Genomic DNA, 14,709 nt, shown 5'->3' with positions numbered 1-14,709 from the left:
GCTTGTCGCCCTTCACCGATCCGGATCGTCGAAGCCGGCGAAGGGCGCCGGATCGAGGAAGCGGCGCAGGACATTGCCGGTGACCTGGCTGACCGAGTTGTCATAGCCATTGCAGGTCAATGCGCAGGCCCAAGCGATCGAGCCGGTCGCGAACACCGCCCCGCCGGCCGCCGTCGGGAAGAAGGCGAGATCGGCGCGCACCAACGCGTTCTGGTCGCCCATCACCCCGCGGTGGAGCGTCCGCAATTCCTCCAGGGTCGGGACGCCGCCATAGTCGAGCCGGTCGGCCGTCGCCAGGCGTAGAATCTGCGGCGACGACCCCAGGGAGGGCTCGATGCGGTCGACCTCCAGTCCCGCGGCCCCGCCCCCGCGCAGGCCGAAATCGCCGAGCGGCTTGGTGAGGTCGATGCCCTCGATCAGCCAGCTCACGCGCGGATCGCGCGCGTCCTCCAGCCATTCATAGGGGTAGGAACGGGTGAAGACCTGGGCGTCGAAGCCGACGCCGACCAGCCGCTGCGGCGGCCGCCCATGCGTGCGCCAGAGCCCGGAAGGCTCGCCGGTGAAGGAGAGGCCGTTCTCGCCCGCCTCGCCCTCCCAGGTGCGCAGGCCGCTCATGCCGCGACGGATCTCCATCTGGTGCGGCTCGCTCGGATGCCAGGCGATGCGCCAGTAGAAGCCGTTGCCGCCGAGATAGATGTGCCGTCCCCCGCCGCGCTGATAGGCATCGAAGGCTTCGATCATGTTGAGGCTGTAATATTCGGGATGCGACGGCGTGATCACGCAGGCATAGGCCTCGAGCAATTGCGCGCCGTGGCGGTCGATGTCGCAATCGGTGATGACGTCGTAGTCGAAGCCGAGCTCCTCGAGCCAGTCGATGATATGCGTGTCGTTGACGTAGTTGAAGGTGTTGCCGAGCGGGCGCATGTTCAGGATCGGCCGCTTGGCGGTCGAATAGCACCAGCCGCTGCCGTCGCTATGCGTGTCGTAGGTCGACAGCCCGAGCTCGCGATGCTCCTGGATATAGGCGTCGTCGCGCGACAGCGCGATCACCCCTTCCAGCATCGCCTCCGCATGGACCTGGTCGAGCCGCAGCGCGCTGTTGGCATAGGCCAGATAGGTCGCCGTCGAGGCGACGAGCGCGAGCCTTGCCTTCGCCTGCCCCGGCGGCGTGCGGACGAAGAAGGAGACATAGCTCTCGACCGGATCGTCGCTGCCCTCGCGCGCCGTCAGCTTCAGCGCATAGAATCCGCTGCGCCAGTCCTGCGGCACGCTCAGCGTCAGGTCCGGCGCCCAGCCGCAATCGGCCATGTCGTCGCGATGGAAATGGATCGCGCCGTAGAACTCGGGCCGCTCCCGCCATTGCACCACGGAGCCGTCCCAATTGGCGCCGGTCATCGCGCGCATCGGCATATGGCGCAGCCGGCCGTCGAGGCGATTGGTCGAGACGTCGCGCACGCTATCGCCCGCCATCTCGCGCGTGAAATCCCAGGCGCCGACCAGCGCCGGATCGGCCGGCGGCGGCGCCAGCATCTCGCAGGCCCGTCGCATGGCGTCTTCCGGCAGGGCCTCGCGGTACAGCCGGGGGCGGTCGATCTTGCCGTCGTAATGGGCGCCGGTGAGCGGATCGGCACCGCCCGCCAGAGCGTGCGCCGCGAAGACCAGCGCGGTGTCGGCCGGCCAGCCTAGCGCGGCAGGCGCCCTGCCCTCGCGGGCGCCGCTGCGGTCGCGGCCGGCCTGCGGATCGAGGCTGCGCTGGGTCAGGCCGATCCGCCCCGTCGTGGCATCGTAGCTGGCGGTGACGAAGAGCCATTCCCGCTCGATCACGGCTTTCGCGGAGCGCAGTTCCGCGCCGCCGGCTGCGCCTGCGACCGCGAAGACGAGATGGCCGCCCTCGTCCAGGCCGAGCCGCCAGCCTTGAGCGATATCGCCGCGCCAGCGCGACAGGATGGTCTGGGCGCCATCGAGCGGGGCCGTCGGCCAGATGAAGCAGCCGACGGAAAAGCTTGCCGGCGCGAGAGCGGGCTTGTCGGCGATGATCGCCGCCGAGCCCGGATGGATCGGCTGGTCGCGCAGGGCGACCGGCCCGTCGATCGCGGTTCCCGGCTCGCTCAGCTTGAGGCCAGGCCCGTCCGGATCGGGATCGGCACAGCGCACCCGGACGATCCGCGCCTGCGCCTGCTTCAGGCTCGGGCTCGACAGATGGAAGGAGACGGCCTCGCCCGGCGAGACGACGAGCGGCCAGGCATAGCCGAGGACGGCGGTGGTATCTCTCATGAGGAGCGGCCCTTCAGTCCAGCTTCTGCCCGGTCAGCGCTTCCCAGCGGATGGCGAAGACGGCCCATTCGGCCTCCGCCAGGCTGGTGAACACCCGATTGGGAAAGGTCTCGATCGCGGCGCCGCGCCGTCCCGGCAGGCGGGCCAGCATCCAGCGGCGGCCCGGATCGAGGGTGATCAGGACATGGCGCTTGCCGACCCCGGTCCAGCGCATGCGGTGCAGCAGGCGCTGCAGATCGTGGCTGTGCGGGCCACGGGGCCGCGCCCGCATCTCCTCGACCAGATCCTGACGGGACGGATCGATGGGCCAGTGCGCGGCGTCGGAATAGTTTACGAGCATCGGCTTTGAAACCTCGGCATGATGGCCGGCGTCGCGAAGGCGGCGCCGGCCGATGGCGCGTGCGGCCTATTTGGTCAGCCAGGTCACCCAGCGCTCGCGCAGGGCGTTCCGGTTGGCGGCGATCCAGTCGTAATCGGCGATGACGAGCCGCGACCAGTTCTCGGGCCAGGACGGGCGGAAGCGGCGCTCCTCGGGCGGCACCAGATTCGGCGCCTCGCGGTTGTTGGAATCGAAGGAGACCTTTTCGCTGAAAGCGACATGCTCCTTGCCGTCCTGAACGAAGAAATCGAGGAACTTGATGCCGTTGCCGACATTGGGGCTGCCCTTGAGCACGGCCCAGTTGCCGACGTCGCGGATCGCCTGATTCCAAGTGAAGTCGAAATCGCCGCTCTTGGCGAGCGGCACCGAGCGGCTGGAATAGACCATCATCATCACGGCATCGCCGCCGCGCATGATCTGCATCGCGTTGTCGCCGCTCTTCCACCAGGCCGCGACCTGCGGCTTCAAGGCGTCGAGCTTCCTGTAGGCACGGTCGATATCCAGCGGGAACGCCTTGTCGGGCGCGACGCCATCGGCGAGCAGGGCCGCCAGCGGCACCCACCATTCGCGGTCGCCGGTATCCGGCAGGGAGCGCGGCCCCGGAAATTTCTGGACGTCGAAGAAATCGGCCCAGGATTGCGGCCCGCCATTCGGAAAGGCCTTCTTGCTCCAGGTCAGCGCCATCCCGCCCGCCGTGCGGATGATGCCGCGCGGGAAACAGGCATTCGGCAGCGCATGGGCGACGATGCCGGGCAGGCCGGCGCAATCGATCGGCTCCAGGATGTCGGCATGCTGGATCAGGTCCGGGGGCGTCGCGGTCACGACGTCGAAGGGGATGTTGCCGCTGCGCTGGCCGGCACGGGCGCGCGCCCATTGATCCGGCAATTCGATCGGGACGGAGCGGACCTTGATGCCGGTCTGCGCCTCGAAGCGCTTGTAGAAATGCTCCTGCAGGCTGCGTTCCATCAGGCCGCCGGTGGTGGCGACGATCACCTCCTGGGACTGGGCGAGCGCACGGCCGCCGATCGCCAGGGTCGTGGCGCCAAGTGCTCCTGCCAGGACTTTACGCCGAGTCACCTGGCGCCGTGTCGTCGAGATCTTGCTGTCGGTAGTCATCGCGAGGCTCCCCTTGTTTGGCCTTCGGAATGCGGATCGGCTGTCAGGAACTGGGCGGGTCGGTCCGGGTGCGGCGGTCGAGCCGGCTCTTGACGAGATGGCTGCCGACCAGGGCTGCGATGGTGAGCAGCGTCAGCATGGTCGCCACGGCGGCCAGCGTCGGCGAGACGTTGTAGTCGATGTCCTCGAACATCTTCCGCGGCAGGGTCTTGCGGTCGAGATTGGAGATGAAGAACGACACCACCGCCTCGTCGAAGGAGATGATGAAGGCGAAGAGCGCAGCCGAGACCACGCCCGGCGCGATCAGCGGCAGGGTGACATGCCGGAAGGTGCGGAACGGCCCTGCGCCGCAGGACAAGGCGGCCCGCTCCAGATCCACGTCGAAACGATAGAGGGCCGCCAGAACGGTGAAGACCACGAAAGGCAGGGCGAGGATGGTATGCGCCATCGCGAAGCCGAGCAGCGTCCCGGTCAGGCGCAGCTGCTCGAAGACGAGGAACATCGCGACCGCAAGCGCGATATGCGGCACGATCACCGGGCCGATGACGAGCAGTTCGACGACGCCCTTGCCGGGCAGGCGGCCGCGCACCAGCGCCAGCGCCAGCATCGTCCCGATCACGGTCGCCGCGAGCGTCGCGATGATGCCCGCCTCCAGGCTGAACAGCGTCGCGTTGATCCAGTCGGCATCGCCGAAATATTCGCCGTACCAGCGCAGCGAGAAGCCGGCGGGCGGAAACCGCAGATAGCGCTCGGGCCCGACCGACATCGGCGCGATCACCAGCGTCGGCAGCAGCAGGAAAACCGTGACCGCATAGGCGGCGGCCCCGAGCGTCGCGCGGCCGACATTGCGGGGCGGCGCGTGGCGGGCGGGCGCGCTCATGCCGACCCCACGAAGCGGTCGAGCCGCACCGCCCGCTTGAAAATGAGCACCAGCAGCAGGACGAAGGCGAGCAGCACCCCGACCAGCGCGCCGGCGAAGGACCAGTCCAGCATCTCGCGCACCTGCTGGGAGACGAGCGTGGCGATCATCATCTGGCGGGGACCGCCGACCAGGGCCGGCGTGACGAAGAAGCCTAGCGCGAGCAGGAACACCATCAGGCAGCCCGAGGTCACGCCCGGCAGCGAGAGCGGGAAGATCACCTCCCGGAAGGTCGCCCATTCGGAGGCGCCCAGCATCTGCGCGGCGCGGCTGTAATCCTCCGGAATGCCGCGCAGGGCCGAATAGATCGGCAGCACCATGAAGGGCAGCAGGACATGGCTCATCGCGAGCACGACCGCGCCTTCGGTGTAGAGCAGCGTCAGGGGCTGATCGACGATGCCGGAACCGATCAGGAGCTGGTTGACGACGCCGTTCTTCTGCAACAGCACCATCCAGGCATAGGTGCGCACCAGGACCGAGGTCCAGAGCGGCAGCAGCACGGAGGCGATCAGGATCGCGAGCTTGAGCCCGCTGCTGCGCGCCATGACCCAGGCCAGCGGCCAGGCCAGGATCAGCGTCAGGACGGTCACCGCGGCGGCGATCCGCAAGGTGCGCAGCATGACGCGCAGATAGACCGGCTCCGTCAGGGCGCGCTGGTAATGGGTCAGGGTCGGCGTCGGCAGGAACAGGCTCTCGTGCAGCAGCGAGGCCAAAGGCAGGATGAAGGTGACCAGCGCGAGCACGAGGAACGGCGCAGCCAGCGCCAGGCTCGCCGCCGTGCTGTAGTGGCGCCCGCCGAGCAGCCAGGCGTTCGGGCGCGCCGTCATGGCGCGCCCTCGAAGACGCGGGCATCGGCGGCGGCCCAGCTCAGACCCACCGCATCGCCCACCGACGGCACGGAGGCACCCGCAGGCAGGCGCAGTTTCAGGACCTGCCGCTCCGGCGTCGCCAGCAGCAATGTCGTGGCGTTGCCGACATAGATCGCTTCCTGCACGCGCGCGGCCAGCAGCCCCTCGCCCGCCGCGGTCAGGGCCAGCCGCTCCGGCCGGACCGCGACGCGAACCGCGGCACCGGGCGCAACATCACCCACCGCTGTCGCGGGGACGGCACGCCCCTCGCCCAGCCCGACGGCCGTCTGCGCACCCGCGACGGCCGCCGCCTGCGCGGTCCCGGCGATGAAATTGGTCTCGCCGATGAAGCCCGCGACGAAAGCGCTCTGCGGCGCCTCGTAGAGCGCATGCGGCGTGCCGATCTGCTGCAGCCGGCCGTGGTCCAGCACGGCGACACGATCGGCCATCGTCAGCGCCTCGGTCTGGTCATGCGTCACGAAGACGACGGTGACCCCGATCTCGCGCTGCAGATGCTTGGTCTCGATCTGCATCTCCTCGCGCAGGTTCTTGTCCAGGGCGGAGAGCGGCTCGTCCATCAGGAGCACGCGCGGCTTGTAGACGATGGCCCGCGCGATCGCGACGCGCTGCTGCTGGCCGCCGGAAAGCTGCGAGGGCTTGCGCTCGCCGAAGCCGTCCAGCCTGACGGTCGCGAGCGCCTGGCGCGCCCTGTCCTCCCGCTCGGCGCGGCCGACTCCGCGCATCTTGAGCGGAAAGGCGATGTTCTCCAGCACGCTCATATGCGGAAAGAGCGTGTATTTCTGGAAGACCATGCCGAGATTGCGCCGGTTCGGCGGCATCCAGGTCACATCCTCGCCGCCGACGAGGATGCGGCCCTCGTCGGGATATTCGAAGCCCGCAATCGCCATGAGGATCGTCGTCTTGCCCGATCCGGACGGCCCGAGCAGCGCGAGGAACTCGCCGGGCTCCACGGCCAGCGAGACGTGATCGACCGCTGTGACGGCGCCGAACCGCTTGACGGCGTCACGGACCTCGATCCCGACCGAGTGGCTGAACGCGTCGACAGGCCGCAACATCGTTCCCCTTCATTTTGATGTAGGTTATTTGATATATCGAACTTGGCAAGCCGGTTTCCGAGCTATGCAGCAGCACCGGGACACGCCTGCGTTGCGCGTTCCACGGCCCCGCGATTTGCTTTATGGCTGATGCAGCGAGTTTTAAGCCTCGGCGAAGGACAGGACAGCGTGACGGACGCCGAAGACAATTTTCTGCAGGGGGGCACCATCGAGCCGGTGGCGCGCGATAGCCTGACCCGCATCGTCTACAACAATCTGCGCGTCGCGCTGATGGAGGGCCGGTTCTGGCCGGGCCACCGCTTCAAGATCCGCGATCTCGCCGCCTCGATGCATGTATCGGAGACGCCGATCCGCGAGGCGCTGATGCAGCTTGTCCGTGCGCGGGCGCTGGAGCTCATCGACGGCCGCTCGATCATCGTCGCGCATATGTCGCTGCCGCAATATCTCGAATTGCGGCAGATCCGGCTGTTCCTCGAAGGGCTGGCGGCCGAGAGCGCGACGCCGAAGATCAGCGAGAAGGGCATCGCGCAGATGACGGTGCTGCACGAGGAGCTGGCGCTGGCCGAGGACGAAGGACGCTGGTCGGACGCGGTGCGGGCCAATTGGCGCTTCCACCACCGCCTTTACGAGGCGGCCGAGATGCCCGAGCTCCTCGCCATCCTCGACGACATCTGGATGCGCAACGGGCCGCTGCTCAACTACCATTACCCGCATGCGCGCCCGACCTATCCGGGGCCGCACGAGCATCTGCGCATCCTCGAACGGCTGCAGCAGCGCGATGCCGCCGGCGTTCGCGAGGCCGTCCAGACGGACATGATCCAGGGCGGGCTCAAGCTGGTCGAGCTTCTGAAAGCGGGTGGCGACACCCGTAACATGAGCCGCGAAGGGGCCGCTCAGCCCCCGGCACGCTCCCGCGCTTCGCGGTAAGAGCGGGCGATCGCCGCAGCGGTCAAGCCGTAGCGCTCGAACAGATAGGGCGTGGTTCCGCCTTCGGCGAAGACGTCGCGCACGCCGACCCGTGCGAAGCCGGTCCTGACGCCCTGCTCCATCAGCAGCTCGGCCACGGCGCTGCCGAGGCCACCGATGATCGAATGGTTCTCGGCCGTGACCACCGCCCTGAGGCCGGCGGCTAGCCCGGCGATCGCGGGATCGAGCGGCTTCAGCGTCGGCACATCTGCGACACCGACCGCGATCCCCTCAGTGGCGAGCAGGTCGGCGGCCAGCAAGGCCTGCTCGACCATCAGGCCGCAGGCGAGGATGAGCCCCTCGCCCGGCGCGCGCAGCAGGCGCAGCTTGCCGAGGGGCATCGCCCCGTCCTGCTCGACCATGCCGGCCTCGGTCCCGTCGGCCCGCTTCAGCCGCAGATAGACCGGCCCGTCATGAGCGGCGGCGGCACGGACGGCCGCGGGCACGGCGGCGGCGTTGCTCGGTTCGATCACCGTCATATTGGGCAAAGCCCGCATCAGCGCGATGTCGTCGATCGCCTGGTGGGAAACGCCGAGCATCGTCGTCAGCCCGGGGATCACGCCGACGATCTTCACGTTGAGCCTGGGATAGGCGACCTGCATCGCGATCTGGTCGTAGCAGCGCCGTGTCGCGAAAACGCAGAAGGAGTGCACGAAGGGGATTTCGCCGCTCCGCGCCATGCCGCCGGCGAGACCGACCATATTGGCCTCGGCGATCCCGACCTGATGGAAGCGCTCCGGCAGCGCATCGCGGAAGAGGTCCGTCTCGGTCGAGAGCGTCAGGTCGGCGGTCAGGCAGACGATGCGCGGGTCGCGCCGCGCCAGGTCGAGCAGCGTCTCGCCGTAGAACTTGCGGTTGGGCGCGGCTGCCGCGCCCCGCTGGTTGAAGTCCTGAACCGTCAGCGCGTCCGTCATGGCGCTCGTCATGCTGCATCCTCGCTGGACAACGCGGCCAGCGCGGCAGCGGCCACATCGGCAGGCAATTTCAGGTTATGCGCCAGGATGCCTTCCAGCGCCGGCACACCCTTGCCGGGAAGCGTGCGGACGACGAGGCAGGTCGGCTTGCCGGCCGTCATCCGTGCCCCGTCGAGCGCCGCCAGCAGCGCGGGAATGTCGTGGCCGTCGATGATGTGCTGCGCCCAGCCGAAGCTCGCGAACTTCCCGCCGATCGGCTCCAGCTTGACCACCTGATCGACATGCCCCTCGACCTGCATGCGGTTGTCGTCGATGAGCAGGCAGATGTTGTCGAGGCCGAGGCTGCCGGCGAGCAGCGCCGCCTCCCAGACCTGTCCCTCCTGCAGCTCGCCATCGCCCAGAACGACATACACGCGGGCGCCGTCGCCCCGGCGGCGCGCGGCCAGCGCCATGCCGATCCCGACCGAAAGCCCCTGGCCGAGCGAGCCGCAGGTCGCCTCGATCACGCTGCCCAGACGTTCGGAGGCATTGACCTCGAAGGGCGAGCCATCCTTGCAGTAACCGGGGAGGCCCTCCACCGGGACGAGGCCACGCTCGGCCAGCGTGGCGTAGAAGATCGCCGTGTTATGCGCCGTCGAGAGCAGCAGTCGGTCGCGTGAGATCCAGTCGGGATCGGCGGGGTCGAGCCTGAGCTCCGCGAAATAGAGCACGGTGAAGAGATCCGCCGCGCCGAGCCCCTGCTGGACATAGCCCTGCCCGGTCGGAGCCACCATCTCGATGACCTTGCGCCGGAGCCGCAGGGCGATTTCGGAGAGTTCGCCGGGATCGCGAACGCGCAGCGCCGGCTGACGATCGGCCACGGCACTCATCGGCACCGGTCCTTCATGACACCCTCCCGTTCGAGGCTCTTCGGCCCATGGACGACAATGACTATATGATATATTCAAATCGCGTCCAGAGCATTGTCGAGCGGAGCGAATGCCGGTTCGCTCGAAGAAAATGCGATAAAACAAGGAACTAGGGCCATTCTCGCTTCCGAGCATGGCTCTGGAGCCGGCGCGGATGGAACGGCCAGCCGGCCCATCCGGTGCGAACAGGCGAGAGGCGCGCCAGCCGCCCGGCCCGGGACACGGGCTCGACCGGCACAGGCGCTGGGGGAGAAGGCACGATGAACCTCGTCTTCGGCGCGGTCGCCGATGATCTGACCGGTGGCCTGGAACTGGCGGCGATGATCGTCGCGGCGGGCGTTCCCTGCGCCTTTGCGACCGAATTGCCGGACAAGCCGGAACACCCCGCCATCGTCATCGGCCGGCGCACGCGCGTCGCCGATCCGGCCGTGGCGGTCGCCGATATCCGCAGGACCGGCACCTGGCTCAAGGAGCAAGGCGCGCGGCAGATCTTCTTCAAGTATTGCGCGACATTCGATTCGACCCCGGCCGGCAATATCGGCAACTGCGCCGACATCCTGCGTGAATTGACCGCAAGCCGGCTGACCGCGTTCTGCCCCTCCTTTCCCGAAGCAGGCCGGCGGGTCTTCCAGGGGCATCTCTTCGCCGACGACCGGCTGATCTCGGAATCGCCGAAACGTCACGATCCCCTGACGCCGATGACCGATCCGGACCTGGTGCGCGTGCTCAGGCAGCAGACCGCGACGCCGGTCGGGCTCATCCCGCAGCAGATCGTACGCGCCGGGCTGGAGGCGATGCAGCGCCATTGCGGCGAGCTCATAGCCGGCGGAATCGGCTTCGCGCTCGCCGACGCAGCGGTGCCCGAAGACCTCGCAGCGCTGGCGGCGCTGACGGTGGATTGGCCGCTGATGACCGGGAATTCCTCGGTCGCCGCCTATTATCCGCCGCTCTGGCGCGAGCGGGAACTCGTCGCGTCCGAACCCGGCGCCCCAAGTCTCCCCGCCGTTCCGGGCCCGGCCGTCGTGCTGGCCGGTAGTTGCGCCGACAGGACGCGGCGCCAGCTCGAGGTCTTCGGCGAACAGCGGCCGGTGCTGATGCTCGACCTCGCGGATGGCGATGCCGACCGGATCGTGGCCGAGGCAATGGCCTGGGGGCTGCCGCGCCTGGGCGATGGCCCGATCGCGATCGCAACCTCCGCCGGGCCCGAGGCAGTCGCCGCAGCCCAGGCCCGCCTGGGGCAGCGCGCCGCCGCCTCGCTGGCGGAGGAGATCCTGTCCCGGCTGGCGGAAGCGTTCCGGGAGGCCGGCACGACGCGCTTCCTGATCTGCGGCGGCGAGACCTCCGGGGCCGTGCTCGACAGGCTCGGCATCCGGACCTTGCAGGTCGGTGCCTATCGCGCGCCGGGTGTCTCGCAAGCCCTGGCCGATGGGGCGAAGCCCCTCGCCTTCTGCCTGAAATCCGGCAAGCTCGGCCCCGAAGACATGCTGCTGCCGATGCTGGCGAGCATGGAGCGGGGTGAGCGGCGATGAGCGGCTCCGCGATGCAGGAAAGCGAGGCCCGCGTCGAGCTCTGCCGGATCTACCGCAGCATCGAGAGCTCGGGCCTCAGCCTCGGCAATGCCGGCAATATCAGCATTCGCTGGGGCGAGCACATGCTGATCAGTCCGACCGGCGCCGATGGGGCGACGGTCGCCCCCGAGGATTTCGTCCTGACCCGGTTCGACGGCACCGCGCTCTCGCAGGGCGTCCCGTCGAGCGAATGGGCGATCCATGGCGGCCTCTATGCCGCGGGCCTGGCGCAGGCGGTGATTCATGCCCATCCCGATTCCTGCGTGGCCCTGTCCTGCCTGCGCCGGCCGATTCCCCCGTTCCATTACATGGTCGCCTCCTTCGGCGGGCATGAGGTGCCCTGCGCACCCTATGCTCCCTTCGGCACGACGGCCCTGGCCGAGGGCGTCGTCGCGACCTTGAAGACCGGATACAGCGCCTGCCTCATGGCCAATCACGGCATGGTCTGCATCGGCGCGACCCTGGCGCAGGCCTTCGCGCGCACCGTCAAGCTGGAGATGCTGGCACGGCAATATCGTCTTGCGCGCCAGGCCGGCGAGATCGTGCATCTGACGACGGACGAGATGGACATCGTGCTCGCGCGCTATGCCGATTATGGTCGCGCCCGCCTGGCGAATAGCTGAACCCTCAAGGATACGACATGATCATTGTTACCGGCGGCACCCACGGCATCGGCCGGGCCTGCGTTGAGCGGCTGGCACCGCGCGGCGTCGTCTTCACGGGCCGCGACCGTGAGGCCGGCGAAGCGCTCGCCGCGGCCACTCCGGGCGCGCATTTCGTCCAGGGTGACGTGACACACGAGGCGGATTGCCGCCGCGCCGTCGAGGCCGCGCTCGATCTCGGCGGCGGACGCCTGCACGGCCTCGTCAACAATGCCGGTCTCGGACGGCGCATGGATTTCGCGCAAGCGGAGATCGCGGACTGGGATGCCGTGATGAACGCCAATGCCCGCAGCGCCTTCCTGTTCACACGCCATGCGCTCGCAGGGTTGCGAGCGGGCAAAGGTGCCGTCGTCAACATCGCGTCCGTGGCAGGCCGCGCCGGCGAGGAAGGCCTTGCGCTCTATTGCGCCTCGAAGGCCGCGGTGATCGCCATGACCCAGGCGCTGGCGCTCGAATATGGCGCGGAGGTCCGCTTCAACGCGATCTGCCCCGGGCAGATCGCGACGCGGATGATGGACAAGGTGCTGGCCGATCCGCTGCGGCTGGAGCAGCTCGAACTGCGCATACCGGCCGGCCGGCTCGGCACGCCGGGCGAGGTCGGCGATGTCGCGGCCTGGCTCCTGTCGGAGGCGTCGAGCTATGTGAACGGCGCCGTCCTGACCGTCGACGGCGGCGAAACGGCGGGCCTCCGCACCCCGCGCCTGCCGAAGAGCGCTGCGGCAGGCTGACGGCAGGCTTCGCCCTCAGGCCGGGACGAGTTCCTGCGAGGTCACGGCCTCCGCGGCGATCCTGTCCCAGCTATAGAGCATCGGCACCATCGCGCAGTCGCTCCAGGGCGCATTCTGGTCGGCATAATGGGGGCTGGCCGGGTGCCCGGAGGCGCCGTGGAAGACGACCCAGCGGCTGTTGTCCCAATCGCCGACATCGAAGACGTAACGCGACAGGGCGCCATAGGTCGCCTGCGGCCCGGCTGAGGGGACCAGCCCATTCGCCAGCACGGTGTCGCCATCGCCGCCGATCGGGCGGGACACCGGATCGAGCAGCGGCGCCCAGGCGGGGAACTGCGTCGAGAGCGGATGCGTGAAGCGCGGTCGATGCTCCTCGCCCCAGCCGCGTCCAGTCAGGTTCTGCGCTGCGACCGACAGCGCCTCCGACAAGGCCTCGTTCCAGCTCCAGCCCTTCAGCATCCCGGCATCGTCGTCGCGCAGCAGGGTCGGCACGGCCCACCAGACCTGGCCTTGCGGCGAGACGCCGGGCGGGACCGCCGCGAAGGGATGCGCTATCGCCTGCTCCAGCCCGCTGCGGGCCGTCACCAGCCGCGTCAGCGCCCTGCGGAATGCGATATAGGCGGCGGCCGCCTGCGAACCCGCATCCATGCGCCCGTCCCAGGCGATGAGGGCCTGCCTCAGCTCTTCGGCGGGGAGGCTGTCGCGGGTGCCGAGCGCTTCGAGCCTCGCGCGCAGCAAGCCGACATGGGGCGACAGCGTATCGGCATGGATCGCTGCCGCGTCGTCGACGGCGAAAGCCGGATTCGCGACCAGACGCTCCATGATCCGTTCGGCGCGATAGGGCGGATGGCAATCGGTGCAGAGGTAATCGGGGTGGTCATCGGCCACGACGCGGTTATTCGCGGTGACGATGAGGCCGCCCGGCGGATCGATGACGCGCGGCATCGCCTCATGCGGAATCCAGCCCTGCCACTCATGCGCCCCGGACCAGCCCGGCACCGGCAGCCAGCCATTCTCGCGCGGACGGGAGGGAACGCGGGCGCGGACCAGATGGCCGATCGAGCCCGCGACATCCCCGGCGACGAGATTATGGTCGATCAGGCCCCAGCCGCGCGTCGCGTCGTAAAGCTGCGCCACGGTCGAGGCGCCCGGCATCCGCGTCAGGCAATCGAAGGACAGATCGGTCTCGGCGAACTGGACCGAGCGCAGGGTGATAGCCGCTCCGTCGCGCGGATCGCCCGCGATGACCGGGCCATGGCGCGTCTCGACGATATCGAATTCGCGGTCGGCGCCACCCCGGACCGCGATACGGTCCCGGCGCCAGGCGACGGGCTCGAAATCGTCGCCGAAGCGCGCGGTGCGCCCCTCCCCCGCGAATTGCTCGAGATAGAGATCATGGATGTCCATGAAGGCATGGGTGACGCAATAGGCGACCTTGCCGTTATGCGCGAAATGCGGGAATCCCGGCACGCCCGGCACGGTCAGGCCGATCATGTCGAAGCGATCGCAGGCCAGATGATGCTGCGCATACATGCCGGGGATTTCGAAGACGCGATGCGGATCGCCGGCGAGGATCGGCCTCCCCGTTGCCGTGCGATCCGGGGCGACCGCCCAGTTGTTGCTGCCGCCGCCGGCAGCGTCGGAAGCATCCCCGCCCATCGCCTTCAGGAGCGCATCGACCGCCGGCCGCAGCGCCGCAAGATCAGCTTCGAGCCGGCTGGCCTCCGCGCCCGGCGGGATGCAGAGCAGGTCGCCGCCGCCATCGTCATAGCGCAGCTTCAACGCATTCGCGGCGCCGACCACCGGCAGCGCCAGCATCCGCCAGAGCTTGAACCAGACCGAGCCCATCAAGAGCCCCAGCCGCCGCATCACCGCGACGCTGTGCCAGGGCTCCCAGGGCTCCGGCTCCGCGCCGAGCAGGCCATACTCGACGGGCATGGGCGCGCCGGAAGCCAGGAATGCGTTCACACCGGCCGCGTAGGCCCGCAGCATGTCCTTCGCCGCGGCGCCCAAGGCTTCGAAATCGCGCCGGCAGACCTTTTCCATGCCGAGCCGGCGCACGAGGATATCGGCCTCGGCGGCGTCCGCGCCAAGCCATTCGGCCGCGCGCCCCAGCGCCTTGCGACGCGTCAGCTCCATCTGGAAAAGGCGGTCCTGCGCATGAACGAAGCCCAGCGCCCGATAGGCATCCGCCTCGCCGGAGGCCTTGATATGCGGAATGCCCCAGGCATCGCGCCGGACACGGACCGGCGCGATCAATCCGGGAATGGACAGGCTACCCGAGAGCTGCGGCAATGCTGCCTGCAAGGTCTCGCGATCGGTCTTGGCGGCCATGGTCATTCCTTGTCGAG

13 protein-coding genes are annotated in these 14,709 nt (G+C 68.8%); 4 read left to right on the top strand and 9 right to left on the bottom strand.

Annotated features, from left to right (window positions below; genetic code table 11):
• Window positions 1-12 precede the first annotated feature (12 nt).
• From ACFJGT_RS07950 to ACFJGT_RS07925, 6 genes are all read right to left on the bottom strand, one after another.
• The gene (locus tag ACFJGT_RS07950) at window positions 13-2,274 is read right to left on the bottom strand and encodes a N,N-dimethylformamidase beta subunit family domain-containing protein (RefSeq protein WP_377847618.1); all 2,262 of its coding nucleotides are present in this window, start codon (window positions 2,272-2,274) and stop codon (window positions 13-15) included.
• Between the two features lie 13 nt (window positions 2,275-2,287).
• Window positions 2,288-2,614: a hypothetical protein gene (locus ACFJGT_RS07945; protein WP_377847615.1), complete on the bottom strand. Its 327-nt coding sequence runs from the start codon at window positions 2,612-2,614 to the stop codon at window positions 2,288-2,290.
• Window positions 2,615-2,680: 66 nt separating this feature from the next.
• Window positions 2,681-3,769 carry an extracellular solute-binding protein gene (locus tag ACFJGT_RS07940; RefSeq protein WP_377847614.1) on the bottom strand — a complete coding sequence of 363 codons (1,089 nt, stop codon included), beginning with the start codon at window positions 3,767-3,769 and terminating at the stop codon, window positions 2,681-2,683.
• A 43-nt stretch (window positions 3,770-3,812) separates the two neighbouring features.
• A complete protein-coding gene (locus ACFJGT_RS07935) occupies window positions 3,813-4,649 on the bottom strand; it encodes an ABC transporter permease (RefSeq protein WP_377847612.1) in 837 nt (278 codons plus the stop codon).
• The gene (locus ACFJGT_RS07930; protein ID WP_377847610.1) at window positions 4,646-5,515 is read right to left on the bottom strand and encodes an ABC transporter permease; all 870 of its coding nucleotides are present in this window, start codon (window positions 5,513-5,515) and stop codon (window positions 4,646-4,648) included. Before ACFJGT_RS07930 ends, ACFJGT_RS07935 begins: the two co-directional genes overlap by 4 nt.
• Window positions 5,512-6,612 carry an ABC transporter ATP-binding protein gene (locus ACFJGT_RS07925; RefSeq protein WP_377847607.1) on the bottom strand — a complete coding sequence of 367 codons (1,101 nt, stop codon included), beginning with the start codon at window positions 6,610-6,612 and terminating at the stop codon, window positions 5,512-5,514. The genes ACFJGT_RS07930 and ACFJGT_RS07925 overlap by 4 nt, the downstream gene beginning before the upstream one ends.
• A 168-nt stretch (window positions 6,613-6,780) precedes the next feature.
• Between ACFJGT_RS07925 and ACFJGT_RS07920 the strand changes: the two genes are divergently transcribed.
• On the top strand, window positions 6,781-7,539 hold the full coding sequence (locus tag ACFJGT_RS07920) for a GntR family transcriptional regulator (RefSeq protein ID WP_377847605.1): 759 nt from the start codon (window positions 6,781-6,783) through the stop codon (window positions 7,537-7,539).
• Here the strand turns inward: ACFJGT_RS07920 and ACFJGT_RS07915 are convergent.
• Both ACFJGT_RS07915 and ACFJGT_RS07910 read right to left on the bottom strand, forming a co-directional pair.
• Window positions 7,506-8,504, bottom strand: a complete 999-nt coding sequence (locus ACFJGT_RS07915) for a transketolase family protein (RefSeq protein WP_377847603.1) — start codon at window positions 8,502-8,504, stop codon at window positions 7,506-7,508. The genes ACFJGT_RS07920 and ACFJGT_RS07915 overlap by 34 nt on opposite strands.
• Window positions 8,501-9,361, bottom strand: a complete 861-nt coding sequence (locus ACFJGT_RS07910; RefSeq protein WP_377847601.1) for a transketolase — start codon at window positions 9,359-9,361, stop codon at window positions 8,501-8,503. The genes ACFJGT_RS07915 and ACFJGT_RS07910 overlap by 4 nt, the downstream gene beginning before the upstream one ends.
• A gap of 299 nt (window positions 9,362-9,660) precedes the next feature.
• On the opposite strand from ACFJGT_RS07910, the gene otnK reads away from it, so the two are divergent.
• Genes otnK through ACFJGT_RS07895 form a run of 3 tightly spaced genes read left to right on the top strand, consistent with a single transcriptional unit; the run spans window position 9,661 to window position 12,358 of the window.
• Window positions 9,661-10,929, top strand: a complete 1,269-nt coding sequence (otnK, locus tag ACFJGT_RS07905) for a 3-oxo-tetronate kinase (RefSeq protein WP_377847598.1) — start codon at window positions 9,661-9,663, stop codon at window positions 10,927-10,929.
• Window positions 10,926-11,591 (top strand): class II aldolase/adducin family protein, encoded by a 666-nt coding sequence (locus ACFJGT_RS07900; RefSeq protein ID WP_377847596.1) that lies wholly within the window; start codon window positions 10,926-10,928, stop codon window positions 11,589-11,591. The genes otnK and ACFJGT_RS07900 overlap by 4 nt, the downstream gene beginning before the upstream one ends.
• A gap of 17 nt (window positions 11,592-11,608) precedes the next feature.
• A complete protein-coding gene (locus tag ACFJGT_RS07895) occupies window positions 11,609-12,358 on the top strand; it encodes an SDR family NAD(P)-dependent oxidoreductase (RefSeq protein WP_377847594.1) in 750 nt (249 codons plus the stop codon).
• A gap of 15 nt (window positions 12,359-12,373) precedes the next feature.
• Here ACFJGT_RS07895 and ACFJGT_RS07890 read toward each other — a convergent pair whose 3' ends face one another.
• Window positions 12,374-14,692 (bottom strand): penicillin acylase family protein, encoded by a 2,319-nt coding sequence (locus tag ACFJGT_RS07890; protein WP_377847592.1) that lies wholly within the window; start codon window positions 14,690-14,692, stop codon window positions 12,374-12,376.
• Window positions 14,693-14,709: the final 17 nt, after the last annotated feature.

Origin of the sequence: Allobosea sp. UC22_33 (assembly GCF_042700715.1) — a bacterium.
Classification (GTDB): Bacteria; Pseudomonadota; Alphaproteobacteria; order Rhizobiales; family Beijerinckiaceae; genus Allobosea.
This window is presented reverse-complemented; position numbering and strand designations above follow the sequence as displayed.

Coding starts and splice junctions, on each gene's coding strand:
- ACFJGT_RS07895 (WP_377847594.1), top strand. CDS start 11,609: ATGATCATTGTTACCGGCGGCACCCACGGCATCGGCCGGGCCTGCGTT.
- ACFJGT_RS07925 (WP_377847607.1), bottom strand. CDS start 6,612: ATGTTGCGGCCTGTCGACGCGTTCAGCCACTCGGTCGGGATCGAGGTC.
- ACFJGT_RS07915 (WP_377847603.1), bottom strand. CDS start 8,504: ATGACGAGCGCCATGACGGACGCGCTGACGGTTCAGGACTTCAACCAG.
- ACFJGT_RS07930 (WP_377847610.1), bottom strand. CDS start 5,515: ATGACGGCGCGCCCGAACGCCTGGCTGCTCGGCGGGCGCCACTACAGC.
- ACFJGT_RS07890 (WP_377847592.1), bottom strand. CDS start 14,692: ATGGCCGCCAAGACCGATCGCGAGACCTTGCAGGCAGCATTGCCGCAG.
- ACFJGT_RS07940 (WP_377847614.1), bottom strand. CDS start 3,769: ATGACTACCGACAGCAAGATCTCGACGACACGGCGCCAGGTGACTCGG.
- ACFJGT_RS07900 (WP_377847596.1), top strand. CDS start 10,926: ATGAGCGGCTCCGCGATGCAGGAAAGCGAGGCCCGCGTCGAGCTCTGC.
- ACFJGT_RS07945 (WP_377847615.1), bottom strand. CDS start 2,614: ATGCTCGTAAACTATTCCGACGCCGCGCACTGGCCCATCGATCCGTCC.
- ACFJGT_RS07935 (WP_377847612.1), bottom strand. CDS start 4,649: ATGAGCGCGCCCGCCCGCCACGCGCCGCCCCGCAATGTCGGCCGCGCG.
- ACFJGT_RS07910 (WP_377847601.1), bottom strand. CDS start 9,361: ATGAGTGCCGTGGCCGATCGTCAGCCGGCGCTGCGCGTTCGCGATCCC.
- ACFJGT_RS07950 (WP_377847618.1), bottom strand. CDS start 2,274: ATGAGAGATACCACCGCCGTCCTCGGCTATGCCTGGCCGCTCGTCGTC.
- otnK (WP_377847598.1), top strand. CDS start 9,661: ATGAACCTCGTCTTCGGCGCGGTCGCCGATGATCTGACCGGTGGCCTG.